General features: G+C 47.4%; 24 protein-coding genes. All 24 read left to right on the forward strand.

Annotated elements, in window-relative coordinates; translation table 11 throughout:
• Positions 1-8 precede the first annotated feature (8 nt).
• The 24 genes from EL268_RS06680 to EL268_RS06795 all read left to right on the forward strand — a co-directional run bounded on the left by EL268_RS06680 (position 9) and on the right by EL268_RS06795 (position 18408).
• Positions 9-2252 carry an AAA family ATPase gene (locus tag EL268_RS06680; protein WP_106657673.1) on the forward strand — a complete coding sequence of 748 codons (2244 nt, stop codon included), beginning with the start codon at positions 9-11 and terminating at the stop codon, positions 2250-2252.
• A gap of 273 nt (positions 2253-2525) precedes the next feature.
• Positions 2526-2765, forward strand: coding sequence for a hypothetical protein (locus EL268_RS06685; protein WP_106657674.1), 240 nt, complete (start codon positions 2526-2528; stop codon positions 2763-2765).
• The gene (locus EL268_RS06690) at positions 2755-3153 is read left to right on the forward strand and encodes a RusA family crossover junction endodeoxyribonuclease (RefSeq protein WP_106657675.1); all 399 of its coding nucleotides are present in this window, start codon (positions 2755-2757) and stop codon (positions 3151-3153) included. Before EL268_RS06685 ends, EL268_RS06690 begins: the two co-directional genes overlap by 11 nt.
• Positions 3154-3156: 3 nt before the next feature.
• Complete coding sequence (locus tag EL268_RS06695) at positions 3157-3396, forward strand: hypothetical protein (protein ID WP_106657676.1); 240 nt, start codon at positions 3157-3159, stop codon at positions 3394-3396.
• Positions 3393-3908, forward strand: a complete 516-nt coding sequence (locus EL268_RS06700) for a sigma-70 family RNA polymerase sigma factor (RefSeq protein ID WP_106657677.1) — start codon at positions 3393-3395, stop codon at positions 3906-3908. Before EL268_RS06695 ends, EL268_RS06700 begins: the two co-directional genes overlap by 4 nt.
• A gap of 82 nt (positions 3909-3990) precedes the next feature.
• Positions 3991-4479 carry a hypothetical protein gene (locus tag EL268_RS06705; protein WP_106657678.1) on the forward strand — a complete coding sequence of 163 codons (489 nt, stop codon included), beginning with the start codon at positions 3991-3993 and terminating at the stop codon, positions 4477-4479.
• 115 nt (positions 4480-4594) lie between these two features.
• The gene (locus tag EL268_RS06710; protein ID WP_106657679.1) at positions 4595-4903 is read left to right on the forward strand and encodes a hypothetical protein; all 309 of its coding nucleotides are present in this window, start codon (positions 4595-4597) and stop codon (positions 4901-4903) included.
• A 28-nt stretch (positions 4904-4931) separates the two neighbouring features.
• Positions 4932-5696 (forward strand): hypothetical protein, encoded by a 765-nt coding sequence (locus EL268_RS06715; RefSeq protein WP_106657680.1) that lies wholly within the window; start codon positions 4932-4934, stop codon positions 5694-5696.
• Between the two features lie 14 nt (positions 5697-5710).
• Positions 5711-6256, forward strand: coding sequence for a hypothetical protein (locus EL268_RS06720; RefSeq protein ID WP_232030285.1), 546 nt, complete (start codon positions 5711-5713; stop codon positions 6254-6256).
• Positions 6257-6406: 150 nt separating this feature from the next.
• Positions 6407-7363, forward strand: a complete 957-nt coding sequence (locus EL268_RS06725; protein ID WP_197724041.1) for a terminase gpA endonuclease subunit — start codon at positions 6407-6409, stop codon at positions 7361-7363.
• A gap of 212 nt (positions 7364-7575) precedes the next feature.
• Positions 7576-8085 carry a hypothetical protein gene (locus EL268_RS06730; protein ID WP_106657772.1) on the forward strand — a complete coding sequence of 170 codons (510 nt, stop codon included), beginning with the start codon at positions 7576-7578 and terminating at the stop codon, positions 8083-8085.
• A complete protein-coding gene (locus tag EL268_RS06735) occupies positions 8066-9904 on the forward strand; it encodes a phage terminase large subunit family protein (protein WP_126435386.1) in 1839 nt (612 codons plus the stop codon). The genes EL268_RS06730 and EL268_RS06735 overlap by 20 nt, the downstream gene beginning before the upstream one ends.
• A 13-nt stretch (positions 9905-9917) precedes the next feature.
• Complete coding sequence (locus EL268_RS06740) at positions 9918-10193, forward strand: DUF6148 family protein (protein WP_106657457.1); 276 nt, start codon at positions 9918-9920, stop codon at positions 10191-10193.
• A gap of 15 nt (positions 10194-10208) precedes the next feature.
• Positions 10209-11861 carry a phage portal protein gene (locus tag EL268_RS06745; protein ID WP_106657456.1) on the forward strand — a complete coding sequence of 551 codons (1653 nt, stop codon included), beginning with the start codon at positions 10209-10211 and terminating at the stop codon, positions 11859-11861.
• The gene (locus EL268_RS06750) at positions 11845-12924 is read left to right on the forward strand and encodes a head maturation protease, ClpP-related (RefSeq protein WP_126435387.1); all 1080 of its coding nucleotides are present in this window, start codon (positions 11845-11847) and stop codon (positions 12922-12924) included. Before EL268_RS06745 ends, EL268_RS06750 begins: the two co-directional genes overlap by 17 nt.
• Positions 12925-12936: 12 nt before the next feature.
• The gene (locus tag EL268_RS06755) at positions 12937-13311 is read left to right on the forward strand and encodes a head decoration protein (RefSeq protein ID WP_106657769.1); all 375 of its coding nucleotides are present in this window, start codon (positions 12937-12939) and stop codon (positions 13309-13311) included.
• Between the two features lie 6 nt (positions 13312-13317).
• Entirely contained in the window at positions 13318-14451 is a 1134-nt protein-coding gene (locus EL268_RS06760) for a major capsid protein (protein WP_126435389.1), read from the forward strand.
• Positions 14452-14463: 12 nt separating this feature from the next.
• Complete coding sequence (locus tag EL268_RS06765) at positions 14464-14742, forward strand: hypothetical protein (protein WP_126435391.1); 279 nt, start codon at positions 14464-14466, stop codon at positions 14740-14742.
• The gene (locus tag EL268_RS06770) at positions 14739-15071 is read left to right on the forward strand and encodes a sugar transporter (protein WP_106657785.1); all 333 of its coding nucleotides are present in this window, start codon (positions 14739-14741) and stop codon (positions 15069-15071) included. Before EL268_RS06765 ends, EL268_RS06770 begins: the two co-directional genes overlap by 4 nt.
• Positions 15068-15628: a phage tail protein gene (locus EL268_RS06775; protein WP_106657784.1), complete on the forward strand. Its 561-nt coding sequence runs from the start codon at positions 15068-15070 to the stop codon at positions 15626-15628. The genes EL268_RS06770 and EL268_RS06775 overlap by 4 nt, the downstream gene beginning before the upstream one ends.
• Positions 15621-16115 carry a hypothetical protein gene (locus EL268_RS06780; protein ID WP_106657783.1) on the forward strand — a complete coding sequence of 165 codons (495 nt, stop codon included), beginning with the start codon at positions 15621-15623 and terminating at the stop codon, positions 16113-16115. The genes EL268_RS06775 and EL268_RS06780 overlap by 8 nt, the downstream gene beginning before the upstream one ends.
• Entirely contained in the window at positions 16112-16396 is a 285-nt protein-coding gene (locus EL268_RS06785) for a hypothetical protein (RefSeq protein ID WP_106657767.1), read from the forward strand. The genes EL268_RS06780 and EL268_RS06785 overlap by 4 nt, the downstream gene beginning before the upstream one ends.
• The gene (locus EL268_RS06790) at positions 16396-17859 is read left to right on the forward strand and encodes a phage tail sheath family protein (RefSeq protein WP_126435393.1); all 1464 of its coding nucleotides are present in this window, start codon (positions 16396-16398) and stop codon (positions 17857-17859) included. The genes EL268_RS06785 and EL268_RS06790 overlap by 1 nt, the downstream gene beginning before the upstream one ends.
• Before the next feature lie 24 nt (positions 17860-17883).
• Complete coding sequence (locus tag EL268_RS06795; protein WP_106657339.1) at positions 17884-18408, forward strand: phage major tail tube protein; 525 nt, start codon at positions 17884-17886, stop codon at positions 18406-18408.
• Positions 18409-18416 lie beyond the last annotated feature (8 nt).

Below are 18416 nucleotides of genomic sequence, written 5' to 3' on the forward strand. Positions count from 1 at the left end.
TAAAGCCTATGGAAAATAGATTGGATCTCGTTGCGCTGCTGGCTTACATCGACCCGGCCTATCTTACCTATCAGGAATGGTTAAACGTTGGCATGGCCCTCAAGTATGAGGGCTATACAGCCAGCGATTGGGATGAATGGAGCAAGCGTGACATGGGCCGTTACCATCCCGGAGAATGCTTTAAGAAGTGGACGACCTTTGAAGGCACAGGTGGTAAGCCAATTACTGGTGCGACGATTACGCAAATGGCGAAGGACAACGGCTGGTTGCCGCGTTCTGGCGTAGAAGACAGAGAGCTGGGCTGGGATGATGAGATTGCCGGCGATTATGTAGTGGTCGATAAAAACTGGATCGAGGGCAAGGAGATCCACGAGCCTGCTTCGTGGAATCCAGTGCAACAGCTCACAACGTATCTGGCCACACTGTTTGAGGCATCCGAAAATGTCGGATACGTGGTGGATACATGGCAAAACGATGAAGGAAAATACCTGCCCACCAAAGGGGCATGGGACCGGACGGCAGGCGAGCTGATTCAATTGCTGAATCAAAGCAATGGCGATATCGGGTCAGTGCTGGGTGACTATAATCCCGAAGCAGGGGCTTGGATACGATTCAATCCGCTCGACGGCAAGGGCGTGAAGAACGACAATGTGACCGAATTTCGGTACGCCTTGGTAGAGTCCGACACGATGGATATTGAAAAGCAACACGCGATTATGCGTGAGCTGGAGCTGCCAATCGCTGTCCTCGTATATAGCGGCGGGAAGAGCCTCCACGCGATCGTTCGCATCGATGCTGTCAGCTACGACGAATATCGGAAGCGCGTCGATTACCTGTACAACGTGTGCAAAAAGAACGGTCTTAGCATCGACAATCAAAACCGTAACCCATCTCGACTTTCCCGAATGCCAGGCATTGAGAGGAACGGGAAAAAGCAATTCATTGTAGACACCCACATTGGAAAAAGCAGTTGGGCCGAATGGAATGAATGGATTGAGGGAATCAACGACGATCTTCCTGACCCGGAGAGTTTGGCGAGCTATTGGGACAACATGCCTCCATTGGCACCACCGTTAATCGAAGGTGTGCTCCGGCAAGGCCATAAAATGCTGATGGCGGGTCCGTCCAAGGCTGGTAAGTCGTTCTTGCAAATTCAGCTTAGTATCGCCATCGCAGAGGGGATCAAGTGGCTAGGATGGCAATGCACGCAGGGCAAGGTGCTTTACGTCAATCTGGAGCTAGACAGCGCCAGTGCCTTAGATCGTTTCAAGAATGTTTACCAAGCACTAGGGTTGCAGCCCCTAAACATTGACAAGATCGACATTTGGAATTTGCGCGGCAAATCCGTACCGATGGACAAGCTGGCGCCCAAATTGATCCGGCGAGCTGCCAAGAAGAATTACATCGCGGTCATCATCGACCCGATCTACAAGGTCCTGACTGGCGACGAAAACAGCGCTGACCAAATGGCGCATTTCACAAACCAGTTTGACAAGATCGCAACGGAGCTTGGTGCCAGCGTCATCTACTGTCACCACCATTCAAAGGGGTCACAAGGCGGCAAAAAGTCGATGGACAGGGCCAGTGGCAGCGGCGTATTTGCCCGCGATCCAGACGCGCTGATCGACTTAGTGGAGCTAGATGTAACCGAGGCTTTACTCAAGCAAGAGGAAAACAAGGCGGTATGCGCCGTATATAGGCAGCTCTTTGAAAAATTCAATCTGAACTATTTGGACGAGCATATCTCCCAGGACGATTTACTGAGTGCCCGGGCGATGGAGGATCACGCCAAACGCGCCATTCCAAGACAAGCGGAAGCAGCCAGAGAGAGCATTGAACAAGCGGTGCGCAGTGTCCGCAAACGTTCGGCATGGCGAGTGGAGGGCACGCTGCGCGAGTATCCAAAATTCGATGCAGTCAACATGTGGTTCCAGTATCCGATTCATCGAGTCGATGACGTGGGCAGCTTGAAGGACATCGAGCCAGAAGGGGAAGCGCCAGCATGGAAGAAGGCGACCGATAAGCGGAAATCGTCTGCCAAGAAAGAACAGCGTAGCAAAGAGGCACAATTTGAGGATGCTGTGAACAATTGCAATTTTGGTGAGCCTCCGACTGTCAAAGACATCGTGGAATGGTTCGGGAAGTCCGGTAAAGAGGTTTCTGAGCGGACGGTTAGGGACTGGATCAAGAAGTACGGTTACGTTTTAAAGGACGGCGTGATTGTCAAAGACAACGGCGGAGATCATGATTAATGCCGCCGCCGCCAAATTAGAACACGGCGGCAACGACCATCAAAATATGATTGCCGCCGCCGAATGCAGAAGATGGCGAACACCATGAATTTATGGTCGCCGCCGCGCGGAAAAAAGCACCCCTATATATATACGCGCGATGTAATAAATAAAATAATGATTAATCTACTAGTGTAAAACGTAGTGAGAGAGAAGGTCGCCGCTGCCGTTTCTGCGGCGCCCCCTGCTCTCACGTTGACTACGTAAGCGCGAGAGAAAAGGGAGAGAAAAATCATGACGAAAAAATATTGGGAAAATGAAACTCCCGAAACGATCGAATTCGGAAATTATTTCATGCGTTGTTTTGATAAAGCCGGAAAACTTCAATTCGGCGTAAAGATCGACGGCAAGTTTATCGTCAAATTTGTTTTGGACAGAACGGCATTGTTCTCCAGCGAAGAGGCTCCGGCCTACTTGCGAGGGACAGTAAGTGACTGGGAAGAGATGCTAGAGGATCAAAACAATGACAACTGAATTCTTTATGCCAATGAAAAATCCCCCGACCGTCACCCATCAACAGAAACAGGTCACGATCATAAATGACAAGCCAGTATTTTATGAGCCTGCCGAATTGAAAGCAGCCAGGGCGAAGTTGATGGCTCACCTTGGGCGGCAAGCGCCAGAGCATATGTATACCAAACCTGTCAGGTTGATCGTCAAGTGGTGTTTCCCGATCACAGGCAAGCGACAAGACGGGGAGTACAAGGCTACGAAACCGGATATCGACAACAGTCAGAAACTACTGTTTGACTGCATGACTGATTTGAAATTCTGGAAGGATGATGCCCTAGTGGTCAGCTTGATCGCGGAGAAGTTCTGGGCCAAACTCCCGGGAATCTATATTCGCATCGAAGAGGTATAGCCTATGGATTACAAAGCCTTTTACGACGATGTTGTCGGCTGGATCAATCAGGCAAACCAGGCTGCTGTTATGTATGGGATGCATACCGAGCAGTTCTGGGCATGGGTGGCCGACTCAAGCGCTGCTATCAGCAAGAAGTATCGGGACAATCCGCTGGTCATTAAACAAATGCTCATGCTCGTTAACTGGCTTGAAGAAGCGTATGAGAATAATGCACATGGGGGAAAGGGGATTAAACAATGAACGCTGTAATGAGCGACGACATTGATACGCTAGTTCGGAACAGTTTGCCATTCGTTCACCATATCTTGAAAAATTATTATCCGCCTACTGGCTTTGATTACGATGACCTTTTTCAAGTTGGATGCATTGGACTTATTCAAGCCGCAAGAAAGTTTGATCCGTCTCTGGGCTTTAAATTCACGACGTATGCAGGAGTATGGATTGAGAATGAGATAAGAAAAGCCATCCGTATGCAAATGACCGCGAAGCGGACAGGTGATGTCATTTCCATGGATTGGGTCGGTAATGAAGAGGAATCACTGGCGGATTTACTCGCAAACTTTGATTCGGTGGAAGAAGAGGTCGAAGCTAAAAGGTTGTTCACGGAGCTGATCCGTCAAGAGCCAGATATCACCTTGCTTGCTTTGGAGGGATACACTCAAAAAGAGATTGGGCGAAAGCTAGGGATGAGCCAGGTCAACGTGTCTAGGAAACTAAAAAACATGAAAAATGTTGCAGTAGCCTTGTGCTGAATCAGTCATGGTAAGCAAAGCGAGAATTGTTGGACGAACCAGGAGACGTGGTGATATCCGTTTTCCACATAACGAAGAGGCTATGGAGCCGAGCGAGGTTATTACCTATCGGCTCTCTCCAGAAGAAATGGAACGTCTCGTGAAGGGAGATAAGAATACGATGGGTGCTGCAACGAAAAGTAGGAAGGATTTGACCAAAGAGGTCTACCTGAAATTGGTCAAGCAAGGCAAAATCGATTCGCATATTCGTAAGGAATACGGACTTTCGAGTTGGACGCAATTGAAACGGATGAAAGAAAACTGGGGAATACTAGAGGCGTCTGGCGCTGGTAATAAACGCGATGCAGCTCCTGTAGAAGTTTCGCTTGAAGAAGTTATGGCCAGAATGGACGAATTGGCCGCTGAACATGCAGAAACAAAAAAACAGTTGAATGAGCTCCGAGAAATGCTCACCCAACTGAAACAGGAAATGAAATTACCTAATCGTCAGTATATCCCGAATGTCGATGAAAAGTCTAACAATGACAGAACAATTGAGCTGATGCGAGCGTTACTGAAAGAGCTACTTTGAATTAACAAATCGGTAACTGGTTGTAAAATTCTCGGTTTTTAGGAGAAATGGTTGTAATGACTTTTGTCAAGATTAACTCGAATTATTCCAAAAATTATTCTTGGGAGTGTTTTGGATGAGCATATCAAATTTCCGAGTTCTAGGTGGAGAAAAGAACTACAGTGGCATGACAAGCGAATTAGCAAAGGATGAAGCAGCATATGCGGGTGTGAAAGCTTTCGCTTGGTTTGACATGTTGAAAGGAAAAATGAAGCCCATAAGATGGTACAAGCCTACCAAGAAAGGCACTCGGGTGAAATTCGAAATGATTGCATCGCAGGAAATCTATGACACAAGCTACGGCGAGTTTGAAGGATACCTCAAGCACATCAATGAGAAGTATAGCCTTGGGTTGGAAGTAACCAGCGATCAAAGAGCAGTATAAATACTTTTGAAAATAGGGGGATTGTACGATGAGTGTAAAACTGTATGTTTCCGAAGGATCAAAGCGCGTAGAGCTTGAGTTGAGTAAAGCGAATAACCTGCAGGTGTTAAACATCATTCAAGGGATGTTTGGGTTCTTGGGATACGAGCTGAAAGAAATCACAAAGCCGATTCAGCAAAGTATGAGTTACGGCCCGATTTTTTCTGATCCAGGAGCGCCAAATAAAGAGGAGCCTATTGTTGAATCGAAAGGTATCCCAATACCCTTTGTACCCTTTGAGATGCCGGAAGCTTCCGAAGAAGTGGACAAGCAGGTAAAGGGATTGCGACAGCTACCGCTCATTAATGGCGGACATACTTTGTCTCAGTCTCTTGGAGAAAAGTTGGGGCCGCTTCTTGGGTTGGAAGTGAAGGAGGGCGCGGCCTGGGTGGATGGATCGGAAAATCCAATTGTTCCTAAAGAGAGCCAATCTCATATGACCATACCACTTGAAGAATCACTCATTGATCCAACTAAGGAGTATCCGGCTATTCGGAACATCAATGGAGTACCGCACTATCAAACATACGTTTATTGCAAAAATCAAAAATGCCAGAAACGAAAAAAAGTGTTCGTGAAGGAATTGCAGTTGTCCGTCTATTGCCCTGAATGCAATACGAAGCATGTCAGACGTGATGCGACGAATGGAGGTTTTCCTGAACAGGACGATTTCGGGAACTATTTCAAAGCGGATCGGCTCTGGGTGGAGAACCACAAACCTCATCACGAGAGAATCAAAAGCCCGTTGAAATAAACAGCAAAGTGGAGGTGGTCGCCTTGAATCAAAGACTAGCAGAAGAAGTAACCAAGCTGTCTGCGGAAACTGCGGTTAAGGCAGCGATAGAGTTTCTTGAAAAAGAGAAACAGAAGCAGCAAAAAGAAAAACGGGACTGGCGGCTCCGGAATACAAAGCTGTTGTTGAAACACTATCGGTCGTTTGTGAGCCATGTAGAAGGAGCCAAGGAAAAGGTCACAGCTCATGATTATGCCGAAGCCATAGAAAGCCTGCACTCCAAGGAGTTAGCACTGGAGTCAATCAAGCGAAGTACGCAAAGGACGATGGTCATGGTCAGGTTCGTTCAAAGAATGGTGACTGTCTATAAGGCAACGTGCGAAAAATCGGGGCAACAAGAGGACCTCCGACGATATCGAATTATTGAAAACATGTACATTTCCGAAGAAAAATTTACAGCCGAGGAAATAGCCGAATGCGAAAAAATTGACGTCAGCACAGTTTATCGAAACATTAATGAGGCGGCCAAAACCTTGTCAGTGCTGATTTTTGGGGTAGATGGGGTTGAGCTTTTCGGGTGAGAAAAGCGTGAGAAAAAGACGCTATTACCGCGCCAATCGTTCCGTGTTACTATGATAACATCGAAAAAATATGAATAGCGAAACGTGGGAGCCATCCGGTCTATCGGATGGCTTTTTGCGTGGTATAACTCAAAAACGAAGGTGATGATCGTGGTTATAAACGGACTGAAATTATCAGAATGGGCAGATCGTTACAGAAAATTGTCCCCCGAATCATCAGGGGAAACAGGTCAATGGCGAACTGACCGCGTCCCCTATCAACGTGAAATCCTAGATGCTATTACCGATCAGAGTGTGGAGTCAGTAGTCGTGATGTCATCTGCTATGATGGGCATGACAGAGATGCTGCTAAATGCGATCGGCTATTACATCGACTATGATCCTGCCCCCATCATGGTAGTTCAGCCGACATTGGAAATGGCTCGAGCATTCTCAGAGAATCGGCTTGCTCCCATATTGCGTGATACGCAGGTGCTCAGTGACAAAATGGACGATAAGGGCATCAGAAACACAGTTCTTCATAAAACATTCCATGGTGGTCATATCACAATCACTGGAGCAAACTCAGCATCAAGTTTAGCAAGTCGGCCGATTCGAATTCTATTGGCAGATGAGATTGATCGTTACCCAATTTTGGCTGAGGGTGACCCTTTATGTATGGCTGAAAAAAGAACGACAACCTTCCGAGATCGGAAAAAGGTTTTTGTCTCTACGCCAACGGCTAGAAGCACTAGCCGAATCGAGAGAGCTTACGAAAACTCTACGAAAGAACAATGGTGTCTGCCTTGTCCAGACTGTGACGAGCACCAGCCATTAGAGTGGGGAAGAATTCATGTTGAAGATGCAACCATGGCATGCAAATACTGCGGTTCGCAGTTCGATGAATCAACATGGAAGACCCGGCAGGGGGAAGGCAAATGGATGGCTCAATCTGTTACTCTCAAGGTTCGTGGTTTCCATCTCAACGAGTTAGCTTCACCATGGAAACGTTGGACGACGATCATAGAGGAATTCCATAAGGCAAAGGAGCAAGCTGAGGTTGGCAACATGGAGCCATTGAAGTGGTGGGTCAATGCAAGCCTTGGAGAAGCCTGGTCAGATCAGTAAAATGGCGTGTCAATAGGTACTTCCAGACAGTCTGATACCATGCGGGTCGATCGAGCCCCGAAATCCAGCTAGACTCAAAATTTTAAAGTCACTTCCTATTCACTGATCGTTGCTACTACTGAAAAAATCGCTTCATCTACTGTCCCGATCTGCCTTGGGTCAAGAAGAGGAAGCGATTTGCCTTTTTACTTCCGAAAGAAAGGAGAGAAATCATGGATATGATTGTGGGTACTCAGCAGCTGGCCGATGTGATCGGAAAAACCCCAAAATGGGTAAATACACTTACCCGTGAGGGTGTCCTCGAACAGATCAGCAGAGGAAAATACGATCTAGCCGACAACGTTCAGCGGTACATCAAATACGTGCAGCATTCGAGTGACAACACTGATGTGATATACAACGATGAAAAAGCCCTACATGAACGCGCCAAGCGGAAAATTGCCGAATTGGAGCTGGCTGAAAAAGAATTGTCGCTCATTCAGATGGATGAAGTGGTGAAGATCCTGGAGCGGATGGTCGGTCTATTCAAAGCACGTTGCCTCACAATTCCATCGAAAGTATCTCCTTTACTCCAATATGAAACAGAACTGCCGGTAATCGTGGGGATTTTGCAAAAAGAGATCAAAGAAGCATTGCAAGAGCTGGCCGATCATTACGCCTACTTTGCCGAGAAGGGTACGGTTGAAACAACTGGTGAAGAGCATGAACCAGAAACATCGTAGACTTTACCAGGCCATCGCCCAAATCGTTTCTCCTCCTACCGATTTGACAATTACTGAGTGGGCAGATGCCTACCGATATCTGTCTCCTGAATCGGCAGCGGAGGCTGGGAAGTACAGAAGCGATCGGGCGCCATATCAAAAGGGCATGATGGATGCAGTTAGTGATCCAGAAGTGGAAGAAGTAGTATTCATGATGGGATCACAGGTTGGAAAAACGCTATCGCAAGAAAACATCATCGGATATTACATTGATCAGGACCCGTCTCCTATGATGTTGGTTGTCCCCACACTAGATATGGGAAAAAGCTTTTCAAAAGATCGACTAAGCACAATGATACGCGATACGCCAGTTCTGACTAAAAAGGTAGCTGATTCGAAAGCCAAAGATTCAGGAAATACCATCTTGCACAAATCATTCCCAGGCGGTCATATCACCATTGTGGGTAGTAATTCCCCGGCTTCCCTGGCGAGCCGTCCGATCAGGATATTGCTGGTCGATGAATTAGACCGTTTCGAGGCGACTTCTGAGGGTGACGCGTTGGACTTGGCAAGAAGACGGACGGCCACTTTCCACAATAGAAAAATTGTAGTTGCTTCTACGCCGACAATTAAGGGCCATTCGCGGATCGAGCAGTTATACAATAACTCTTCGAAAGGTGAATGGCATCTTCCATGTCCGAAGTGTGAGGCACTTCAACCCTTGGAGTGGAATCGGATCATTTTCGATAGCGTATCGATGCGCTGCTTGCATTGTGGCTTTGATTCCCCTGAAATCGATTGGAAGAAACAGCAGATTGCCGGAAAAGGTGAATGGATACATGAATTCCCGGAACGAAAAGTAAAGGGATTCCACATGAACGCGTTAGCGTCTCCATGGACACGCTGGCAAGAAATGATCGATGCCTTTTTGATCGCACAGGAAGAGTTGAAAAAAGGAAATCCCGAGCAGATGCAGGTTTTCGTCAATACGTTATTAAGCGAAACATGGGAGGATCGCGGTGATATTCAGGACGAAAACATTCTCCTGGAACGGCGAGAAAGCTACGATGCAGAACTACCGAACGGCGTTCTCATCCTTACAATGGCAGTCGATACCCAGAATGATCGATTAGAGTACGAAGTTGTCGGCTGGGGCAAAGAAGAAGAGTCTTGGGGAATCGAAAAAGGAGTTATCTGGGGAAAGCCAGACAATCCGCAAACATGGAGAGAGCTCGATGATAAGCGGGAACGAGTCTGGAAATTCGCCAATGGTGCGGGACTGATTGTAGCGTGTACCTTTGTTGATTCAGGCGGTCATTACACCGATGAAGTCTATAAATACTGTGGGCAGAGACTCCAAAGCCGTGTTTTCGCCATAAAAGGGGAAGGCGGTTCAGGCCTTGAGTTAATTCGAAAGGTCTCCAAAAACAACAAATACAAGCTCCCTCTAATCCTCCTTGGTGTGGATTCTGGAAAGACGACGATCATGCAGCGCTTGCTGATCCAAGAGCCAGGACCGCACTATTTTCATTTCCCGATTGAGGAAGAGCGCGGATATGATCAGATTTATTTCAAAGGTCTTGTTTCTGAGCGGCAAGTGTTTCGAAGAAAGAATGGCCAAACGGTCATGGTTTGGGAAAATGTCGCCAAAGACAAGAGGAATGAGCCGCTGGATTTACGGGTCTATAGTCTTGCAGCGTTGCGTTTGCTGAAACCAGACTTTGAAGCACTCGAAAAACGCTTGCGAGAAACCGATCCTCCCGTAAAACATACAGCTGCAGCAAAGCAGATATCAGGCCAGCAAGCAAAGCAGCTAGTCAAGCGCTCAAAACTTTGGTGAGGGGGTGTAGGATATGGCTTATGATCCACGGCAGCAGAAAAGGATACAAGATGAATTAGAAATTGTTAAAGACCGCCTGAGTAAATACTACGAGGCTGAAACGGCTATTTTAACAGGCGCACAGGAATACCGAATTGGCTCAAGGAATTTGCGTCGCGGCGACTTGAAACTCATTAAAGATGAGATCGAGAAGTTACAAGACCGGAAAAACGAACTGGAAAATGCATTAACAACGGGTGAGAGTCCATCAAAGCGAAAAGCATTCCGAGTCATCTATCGAGATTTGTAAGGGGGTGAGTAATTTGTGAAGTTCATAGACAAAACAATAGAATGGCTTTCGCCTACCATGGCGTTAAAGCGAGAAGTGAATCGCGCAAAGCTATCGGCACTTCGGAAGGCTACGAATAGTGGTTATTCGAATAGCGGGGCCAGTCGGAGAAAAAACTCAATGAAAGGCTGGAACAGCGATAGTAAAAGTCCGCAAGAGGACATCGGGCAAAACCTTGCTGTGCTTCGGGAACGTAGCCGTGACCTTTACATGGGTGGCGGTCTTGCTACAGGGGCCATTAAGAAGAATCAGTCAAACATCGTCGGTTCGGGGCTCACACTCAAATGTCAACTCAATTACCGGCTGCTTGGCATTACGGCAGAACAGGCGAAAGAGTGGGAAGATCGTACAGAGTTTGAATTTAATCTTTGGGCATCATCCAAGATCGATAACACCGGGCTGAATGACTTCTACGATGCACAACGGATCATGTTGACCGGATGGCTGCTGAACGGTGATTCCCTTGCTGTTATGAAATATGCAGATGCCGCAGAGCGACTAAATCCTTATCGTATGCGGCTCCACCTCATTGAAGGGGACAGGCTCAACAATCCGAATCATACGCAAGGATACTCCCCAATCCTTACTACTGAGGGCTTCTCGCTTTCCGAATATGTGGAGCTATCAGATGGTCGTGCTATCCGAAATGGAATCGAGACAGATCCGAATGGTAAAGTGATCGCTTACTGGATAAGCAATAAACACCCGAATAGTACGATTCCACAAGGACATATAACACAATGGGCGCGCGTTGAGGCACAGAATTCGGTTTCCGGATTACCTAACGTGCTTTTTGTGATGGATGCGGAGAGGGCAGAGCAATATCGCGGTGTACCGTATCTTGCACCTGTCATCGAGCAAGTCAAACAAATGGACCGTTATGCCGAGGCAGAGATTGCAGCGGCGATTATCAATAGTTTTTTCGCTGCCTTTATTACACGAAAAGAAGGAGCAAAAAACGAATTACCGTTTACCAATCCCATTCCTGAAAGTGAGCAATTGAAACTGTCACCAGAGGAACGGCTCTCCAGTTACGAGTTGGGGCCAGGAACCATCAACATGCTGGCAGAAGGTGAGGAAGTGACCTTTGGCGATCCGACGCATCCGAATGCTGGCTTTGATTCGTTTACAAAGGTCATGGCGCAGTTAGCAGGCGCAGCGCTGGACATGCCATATGAAGTGCTGCTTTCTGTGTTCAACAGTAGCTATTCAGCGAGTCGAGCTGCACTCTTGCAAGCGTGGAGATCCTTCCGGGACCGTCGTGATTGGTTCTCGCATGATTTCTGTCAGCCGGTCTACGAAACATGGTTGTTTGAAGCCGTGGCAACCGGACGTATTAAGGCACCTGGATTCTTTAACGATCCAGTCATGCGAAAGCTTTGGGGCCAAGCCATTTGGATTGGACCGAGTCCCGGTCAAATCGACCCTGAGAAAGAAGTAGATGCTGCCGTGAAACGAATCAACAACGGATTTAGCACGCACGAACGGGAAACGGCGGAGCTCACAGGGATGGACTGGGATAGCAATATTGACGTGCTGACGCGTGAGTGGGAGGCACGTCGGGACCTGCCACAAGCACATATTCCGGGCATGAAAGGAGGTGACAAACAAAATGCCAAAACGGATTGAAGTTAGAGGCGTAATCATACCGAATGACCATCAATGGATTTATGACTTATTCGAAATGGATGCAACAAGCCCAGGAAAAATATCGAAAGCTATTGCGGAAGCAAACGGCGATGATCTTGAGGTCATTATCAACTCAGGCGGTGGTGATGTTTATTCGGGCAGTGAAATCTATACCATGTTGAAAAGCCATCCAGCTGGTGTTGACGTCCAAATCGTTGGCGTGGCAGCTAGTGCTGCTTCTGTCGCGTCCATGGGTGGAAAGAAGGTCAGAATGTCACCAACGGCACAATTCATGATTCATAACGCCAAGACTCGGACTCAGGGAGATAAGTGGGAGCATCGTCACACAGCAGATTTCCTCCAAGCGGTCGATAAGTCCATTGCGAATGCATACCGACTAAAAACAGGGTTGTCTCAGAACGAATTGAGTACCCTCATGAACCGCGAAACGTGGATGACGGCACAAGAAGCATTGGCGAAAGGGTTTATTGATGAAATCATGTTTGACGATTCGAATCAGCTCAGTGCTGTCGCGCATGCAGGCATCGAAATGATTCCCCAACAGGTGATAGACCGTGTCCGAAATGAAATTATGAAGTTCCAAACGGAAGGAGCGAGCAGTATGTTAGTAACCAATCAAACTCAAGTAATCGATCCCCAACCACCGACAGCGTCAAATACAGCAGCAGCGCCACAACCACCCGCACCGACTCAGGTACAAAATACGCAGGATGCAGCTGCACAAGAGCGGGAACGTCTTCGCGCCATTGACTCCATTGCCGCAAACATCGACCCTGCCTTAGTCAACGAAGCGAAGTATGGGGAAAACCCAATGACAGCAGCTGATCTTGCTCTCAAAGCTATACAAGAGGGCAAGATGATCAATAACGGCATATTCAATGCGGCAGTAGCAGCTAATCAAGCGTCTGGAGCTCCTGGTGTGACAGCTCAATCACAACAACAAAACACGGAAAAAGAGTATGACTTGAACAACTTGAAAGACGTGAATGCAGTCTTCCAGCAACTCGCACATGCGCATTCAATGCAGCGCCTACAAAAATAAGGAGGAATAACCATGGCAAACATTTCTACTACATTTGGCACGGTGGATAATCAGTCCTTTTTCGCGGGAACGGAAGTGTCCGCAATGACCACATCTGTGACATTACTTGCTGGTCAAGGGAAGCTCAAACGCGGATCGGTACTTGGCAAGATCACCGCCAACGGGAAGTATGCGTTGGTAAATAAAGCAGCAACAGACGGAAGTCAGATCGCGTCATTGGTTTTATCTGAGGACGTGGACACAACCGGAGCTGATGTAAACGCAGTAGCGTATAAAACGGGTGTTTTTCGATATGACGCTCTGAAAGTGGCGGCCGGCGATTCAGTGGCCAACCACAAAGATGAGCTTCGCACCGTCAATATCCATTACAAAACTGATCGGGGGTAAACAACCGTGAAAATTAAACAATCTGCCATCGCAGGACGTTTTATGAGTCCGCAAAATGCCGCAACTGTTACAGGTGGTGGCATTAGCATCTACGAACCACAAACCATGCTTCCATCGTTTCAACGAAGAATGCCAGTTACAACGTTCCTTCGGGACATGTTCTTCCCTGGAGAGGAGACTTTCGATACAAAGCATGTTCTAGTGGATTTCTACAAAAACCGCCAACGTGTTGCACCACTTGTTGCAGAAGGCAGTATGCCAATTAATATCAAGCGAGATGGATTTGAAACGAAAATTTATACGCCACCTTTTATCAACCTATCTTCCCCAATTGACATCAGCATGCTACAAACTCGCATGCCTGGGGAAGCGGTATTTGGCGGTATGTCGCCAGATGAGCGGGCTGTACAACAGATGAACCGCGACTTTTTGGAGCTCTCCGACATGGTCACACGCCGCGAAGAGTTAATGGGTGCAGAACTTCTGCAGACGGGTAAACTAACAGTATCCGGTTACATTGATGATGCCGCAACGATTGTTCGTACTGATACCATCGACTTTGGGTTTGACAACATGATCAACCTTACAGCCGGAAGCCAATGGAACCAGACTACGTCCAAAAAGTATGAAGACTTGGAGGAAGCGGTCAGAAAATCTCGAAAGGCTGGATACAATCCAACTGTCGCCCTCCTTGGTGATGAGGCGTGGGCTAATCTTCGAGCAGACGATAATTTCATGACGAAGTTTATGGACCTGCGATACGCGCAATTCGGAACGATCAATCCCCAGCTCAGCATTGAGAATGGAAATGGTTATACTTACATTGGCCGTTTAACCGAACTTGGACTCGATGTGTACCGATATGATGCGTGGTACTATGATGACACAACGCAGTCTCTTAAACCATACATCGACCCCGAAAAGGTCATTGTCGCGCCACGAAATATCGGGGAGCTTTTGTACGGTGCAAATACCTTCATCCCAGAAGGTAGTATCAACTATGTTACTGTAGCAGGGCCTCGTGCGACAAAGGTAACAGTCAACCATGAGACCGATGTGAAATCTCTTATTGTGAAGAGCCGTCCATTGCCGAAGCCGTTTGACGTATCTGCATGGTCTGTTATCAAAACGCGCGCGTAGGAGGAAACTATCATGCGATTTCAAGTGCAAATTGGAATAGTGAAGCATAATGGTGTCTTTCATGAGAAGGGCGCCATTTTTAATGCTCACAAAAAGGATGTAGCGCATCTGATCGGTGAAGGGGCAGTAGTGCAGTTTGAAGAGACTGAACCTGACAGAAAAACTGATAGTGATGTAGGCTCTGGTGGAATAACGAGCGAGGATACGGAACAGGACGGGCATTCTGACGATAATCAAGAGCTTAATTTAAATCTTGATACGGACAAATTGATTGTAAACGCGCCCAAATGAGCACATTCAAGGACCAACTAAAGGCGGATGCCACTGTCTTTCTCAATACAGGCGAATTTGCAGATGAAATTGACATCGACGGGAAGAAGATTACGGGATTGATTGAGCCTGTCGCGATTGGTGGGGGGAATCGATCGTACTCCTACCCGACCCATGACCGCGAATACACGGAAGAAATAATGCTCTATGTGAGCCGAGCCGATTTTACATTCATTCCACCAGTTGGACACACGTTAAAAATAAACAAAAAAGCGTATGTAATTGTAGCTCCACCTTCTGATCTTGAGGGCATTTTGGAAATCCGTCTTGGAGGGAATTCAAACCCATGATTGATTTCGACAACTCCATCAAACAGAGACTGAATGAAGCGGCAAATCTTTTGGCACATATTCCGAAGCAAATTCCAAAGGTACAGGCACGGGCAATGAACCGTGCCCTGTCCAGCGGGAAAACGGAAGCGGCTGCCAGGGTGAGGGATACGTACCTTGTCCGAAAAAGAGACGTCAGCGAGACGATGGAGCTCAAAAAAGCATCCGCGAATAATCTGGACGGCAGTCTGGAATCAAAGGGCCATGTGATGCCACTGATTCGTTTTCGTGTCACGCCGAAATCGCCGCAGCCTGGTAGAAAAAAACCGATCTTGGCCCAAGTATTACGAGCTGGCGGGAAATCTCCGATTCCTGGTGCGTTTGTTGCAAAAGTCAGAAATGTGGCCTCCGTATACAGACGCACGACACCAAAGAGGTTTCCAATCAAAGGACTCTATGCACCTGCTGTACCGCAAATGCTAGACAACGAGAAGGTACGAAAATCAATACAGAATAAAATGCTGGAGACATTAGACAAGCGTCTCGAGCATGAAATAGGACGGGTGCTAGATGGTTAATGTTGTCCTAGTTAATAAGCTGAAAGAGCGTATTGAAACGCTTGTAAAAGATTTTGTGCTACCCACCAACGTAAATGGCCACGATTACAAAGCACCACAGGTAGTCAGCGGGTTCCTGAGTGAGAGCAAGCAATCACCGGTAGCCGATCCGCAAGAAATCAAAGCGGAGCTGCCCGCCGTTGTTGTTCGTTTTCGGAGAGAGAACGACGGGAGGCAGGCAAACATTGTTAAAATTCGTGTAATCGTCATCACATACAGCGAAGATGAACAAAACGGCTGGATTGATAGCCTGAATGTAGCGAATCGGATAAAGATTGGGTTAAAAAGAGATCCGATCATTGACGATCGCTTTCAGATCGATGACGAATCTTTCGAAACAGAGCAACCGGACGAGCAGCCATTCCCAGAATGGGCGACATACATCACGTTCGACGTACTGATTCCACAAGTACAGTCCGAATTTGATTGGGAGGTATTTTATAAATGAGCAAAGCAGAATCAAAGGTGACTGCTAAAGAACCAATGCACGTCATCTACTGCGGGAGTAGTTTACGTGATGGCACTCTGCATCGATACGCGCTATTTACGGACGGAATTCCACAACATCTGAGCAAGCACATCGAAGCGTGCCCTGCCATCAAGAAAATGTTTGTGCCTGTAGAAAAGCTGTCCCAAGCAGAAGCGGCGATCAGAGATCATGGAACACCGGAGAGCGTCTTTTTCCAGCAGACCGCTGATTACGCCGCAGGAAAGAGAGTTGAAGAATAGTGGCCTATAAACACCAGGTATCTATCTCAGAAAGTGGTACGAGTGTCCTTTCGCCTGTTGAAGCTGCAGCCGGATTGCCCGTCTATTTCGGTACGGCTCCTATCCATTTGACAGACAATCCATCCGCATATGTGAATAAGCCGGTACTGGCCTACAGCTATGAGGAAGCGGTAAAGGCTCTTGGATACCATTCCGACTGGAACGACTATACACTATGCGAGGCTATCAAAGCTCAATTTCAGCTTTTTAACGTTGCGCCTGCTGTATTTGTCAACGTGCTTGATCCTTCCATCCACAAGGAGAACGTGGCGGACAGCGCAATTACTCTCTCATCAGGTAAATACACAATTGCTGTTGACGGCGTGCTGCTGTCGACCCTGGTCGTAAAACTCACCGGTGCGGGTAATGCCTTGGTGCGAAATAAGGACTATACAGTTGTATTCAATGGATCCGGGCATCCCGTCATTTCTCGCGTGGATGGTGGGGATATCCCAGCGAACCAAACCTCATTGACTGTATCCTACGATAAACTCACGCCTTCCACCGTAACAGATGCACAAATCATTGGTGGAATCGATTCAGCAACAGGCAAGGTGACAGGACTAGAGTTGATCAACAAGATATTCCCGTTGTATCGACTAGTCCCAGGGCAAATAGTCGTACCGAAGCATTCAAAAAAGCCAGCCGTTGCAGCTGTCATGAAAGCAAAGTCTACTGGCATTAATAGTTTGTTTAAAGCGATGGCCATTGCCGATATTGATTCTTCTTCAACAGGTGCCGCGGTTTACACAGAAGCACCGACATGGAAAAACTCCAACAATTATAGCGACCCACACCTCGTTGCCTGCTATTTGAAACCGAAATTGGGTGACGAGATTTATCATCTGTCTACGCAATTTGCAGCATTGAACAGCAAAGTCATTGCTGACAATGGGAACGTCCCCTACGTGTCGCCTTCCAACAAAAGCATTCAAGCAAACGCTGTGGTTAACGAAGCAGGAGCTGAGATCAATCTTGGCGTGGATCAGGCGGCCTTCCTCAACGGCGAAGGGATTGTTACGGCAATCAATTTCGTCGGCGGATGGAAGCTGTGGGGAAACAACACGTCTGCTTATCCATCCAATACAGACGTGAAGGACAGATTTATTTCCGTTCGTCAGATGTTCAACTGGATCGGAAGTACGCTGATCCTGACACACTGGAAAATAGTGGACGACCCGACAAACAGAAGGTTGATTGACACGGTTGTGGACTCAACAAACATCTGGCTGAATGGACTGACAGCGCAAGGTTCCATACTCGGCGGACGTGTAGAATTCCGAGCAGCGGATAATCCGGTCACATCGCTGCTGGACGGAAAAGTTTCTTATCGGTTGTTCCTGGCGGCTCCCGTACCGGCTGAAAACATTGAGTTCAAACTTGAATTTGATGTGGCCTATCTTCAAAATCTCTTTGCAGCCTAATCATACAAGGCAGGTGGATAAACAATGGCTAACAAAGCAATTCCTGATCGCTTAAAGGATTTCATGGTATACAAAAACGGCACAACTGACCTCGTGGGGGTGGCAGATATCCAATTGCCATCCTTTTCTTTTGGTACGGAGGAAGTCAAAGGAGCTGGTGTATTTGGCAGCTTTGAAACCTCTGTTGGTTCTTTCGGTAGCCAAAAAATCACCTTAAATTGGCACTCGATCACAGATAGATTGTTTGACTTTCTGGAGCTCGGTGCTCATCGACTAGATTGTCGTGGAGCTCTCCAAGAGCATGACCGTGGCTCTGGTCGCTTGATTACCCGTGCGCTACGAATAGTCGTTCAAGGGAATACAACCAGTGGCGAACTTGGGAAGTTAGAAAAGGGCACAACCACAGACAGTAGTACAGAGTTGGAAATCACCTACATCAAGATCGACATGGACGGAAAGAACGTTCTGGAGCTCGACAAATTAAATTACATCTATCGAGTGAACGGCAAGGATCAGCTGGCTGATACGCGTCGGGCGCTTGGGCTATAGAAGGGAGT

The organism is Brevibacillus brevis (assembly GCF_900637055.1).
GTDB classification, from domain to species: domain Bacteria; phylum Bacillota; class Bacilli; order Brevibacillales; family Brevibacillaceae; genus Brevibacillus; species Brevibacillus brevis.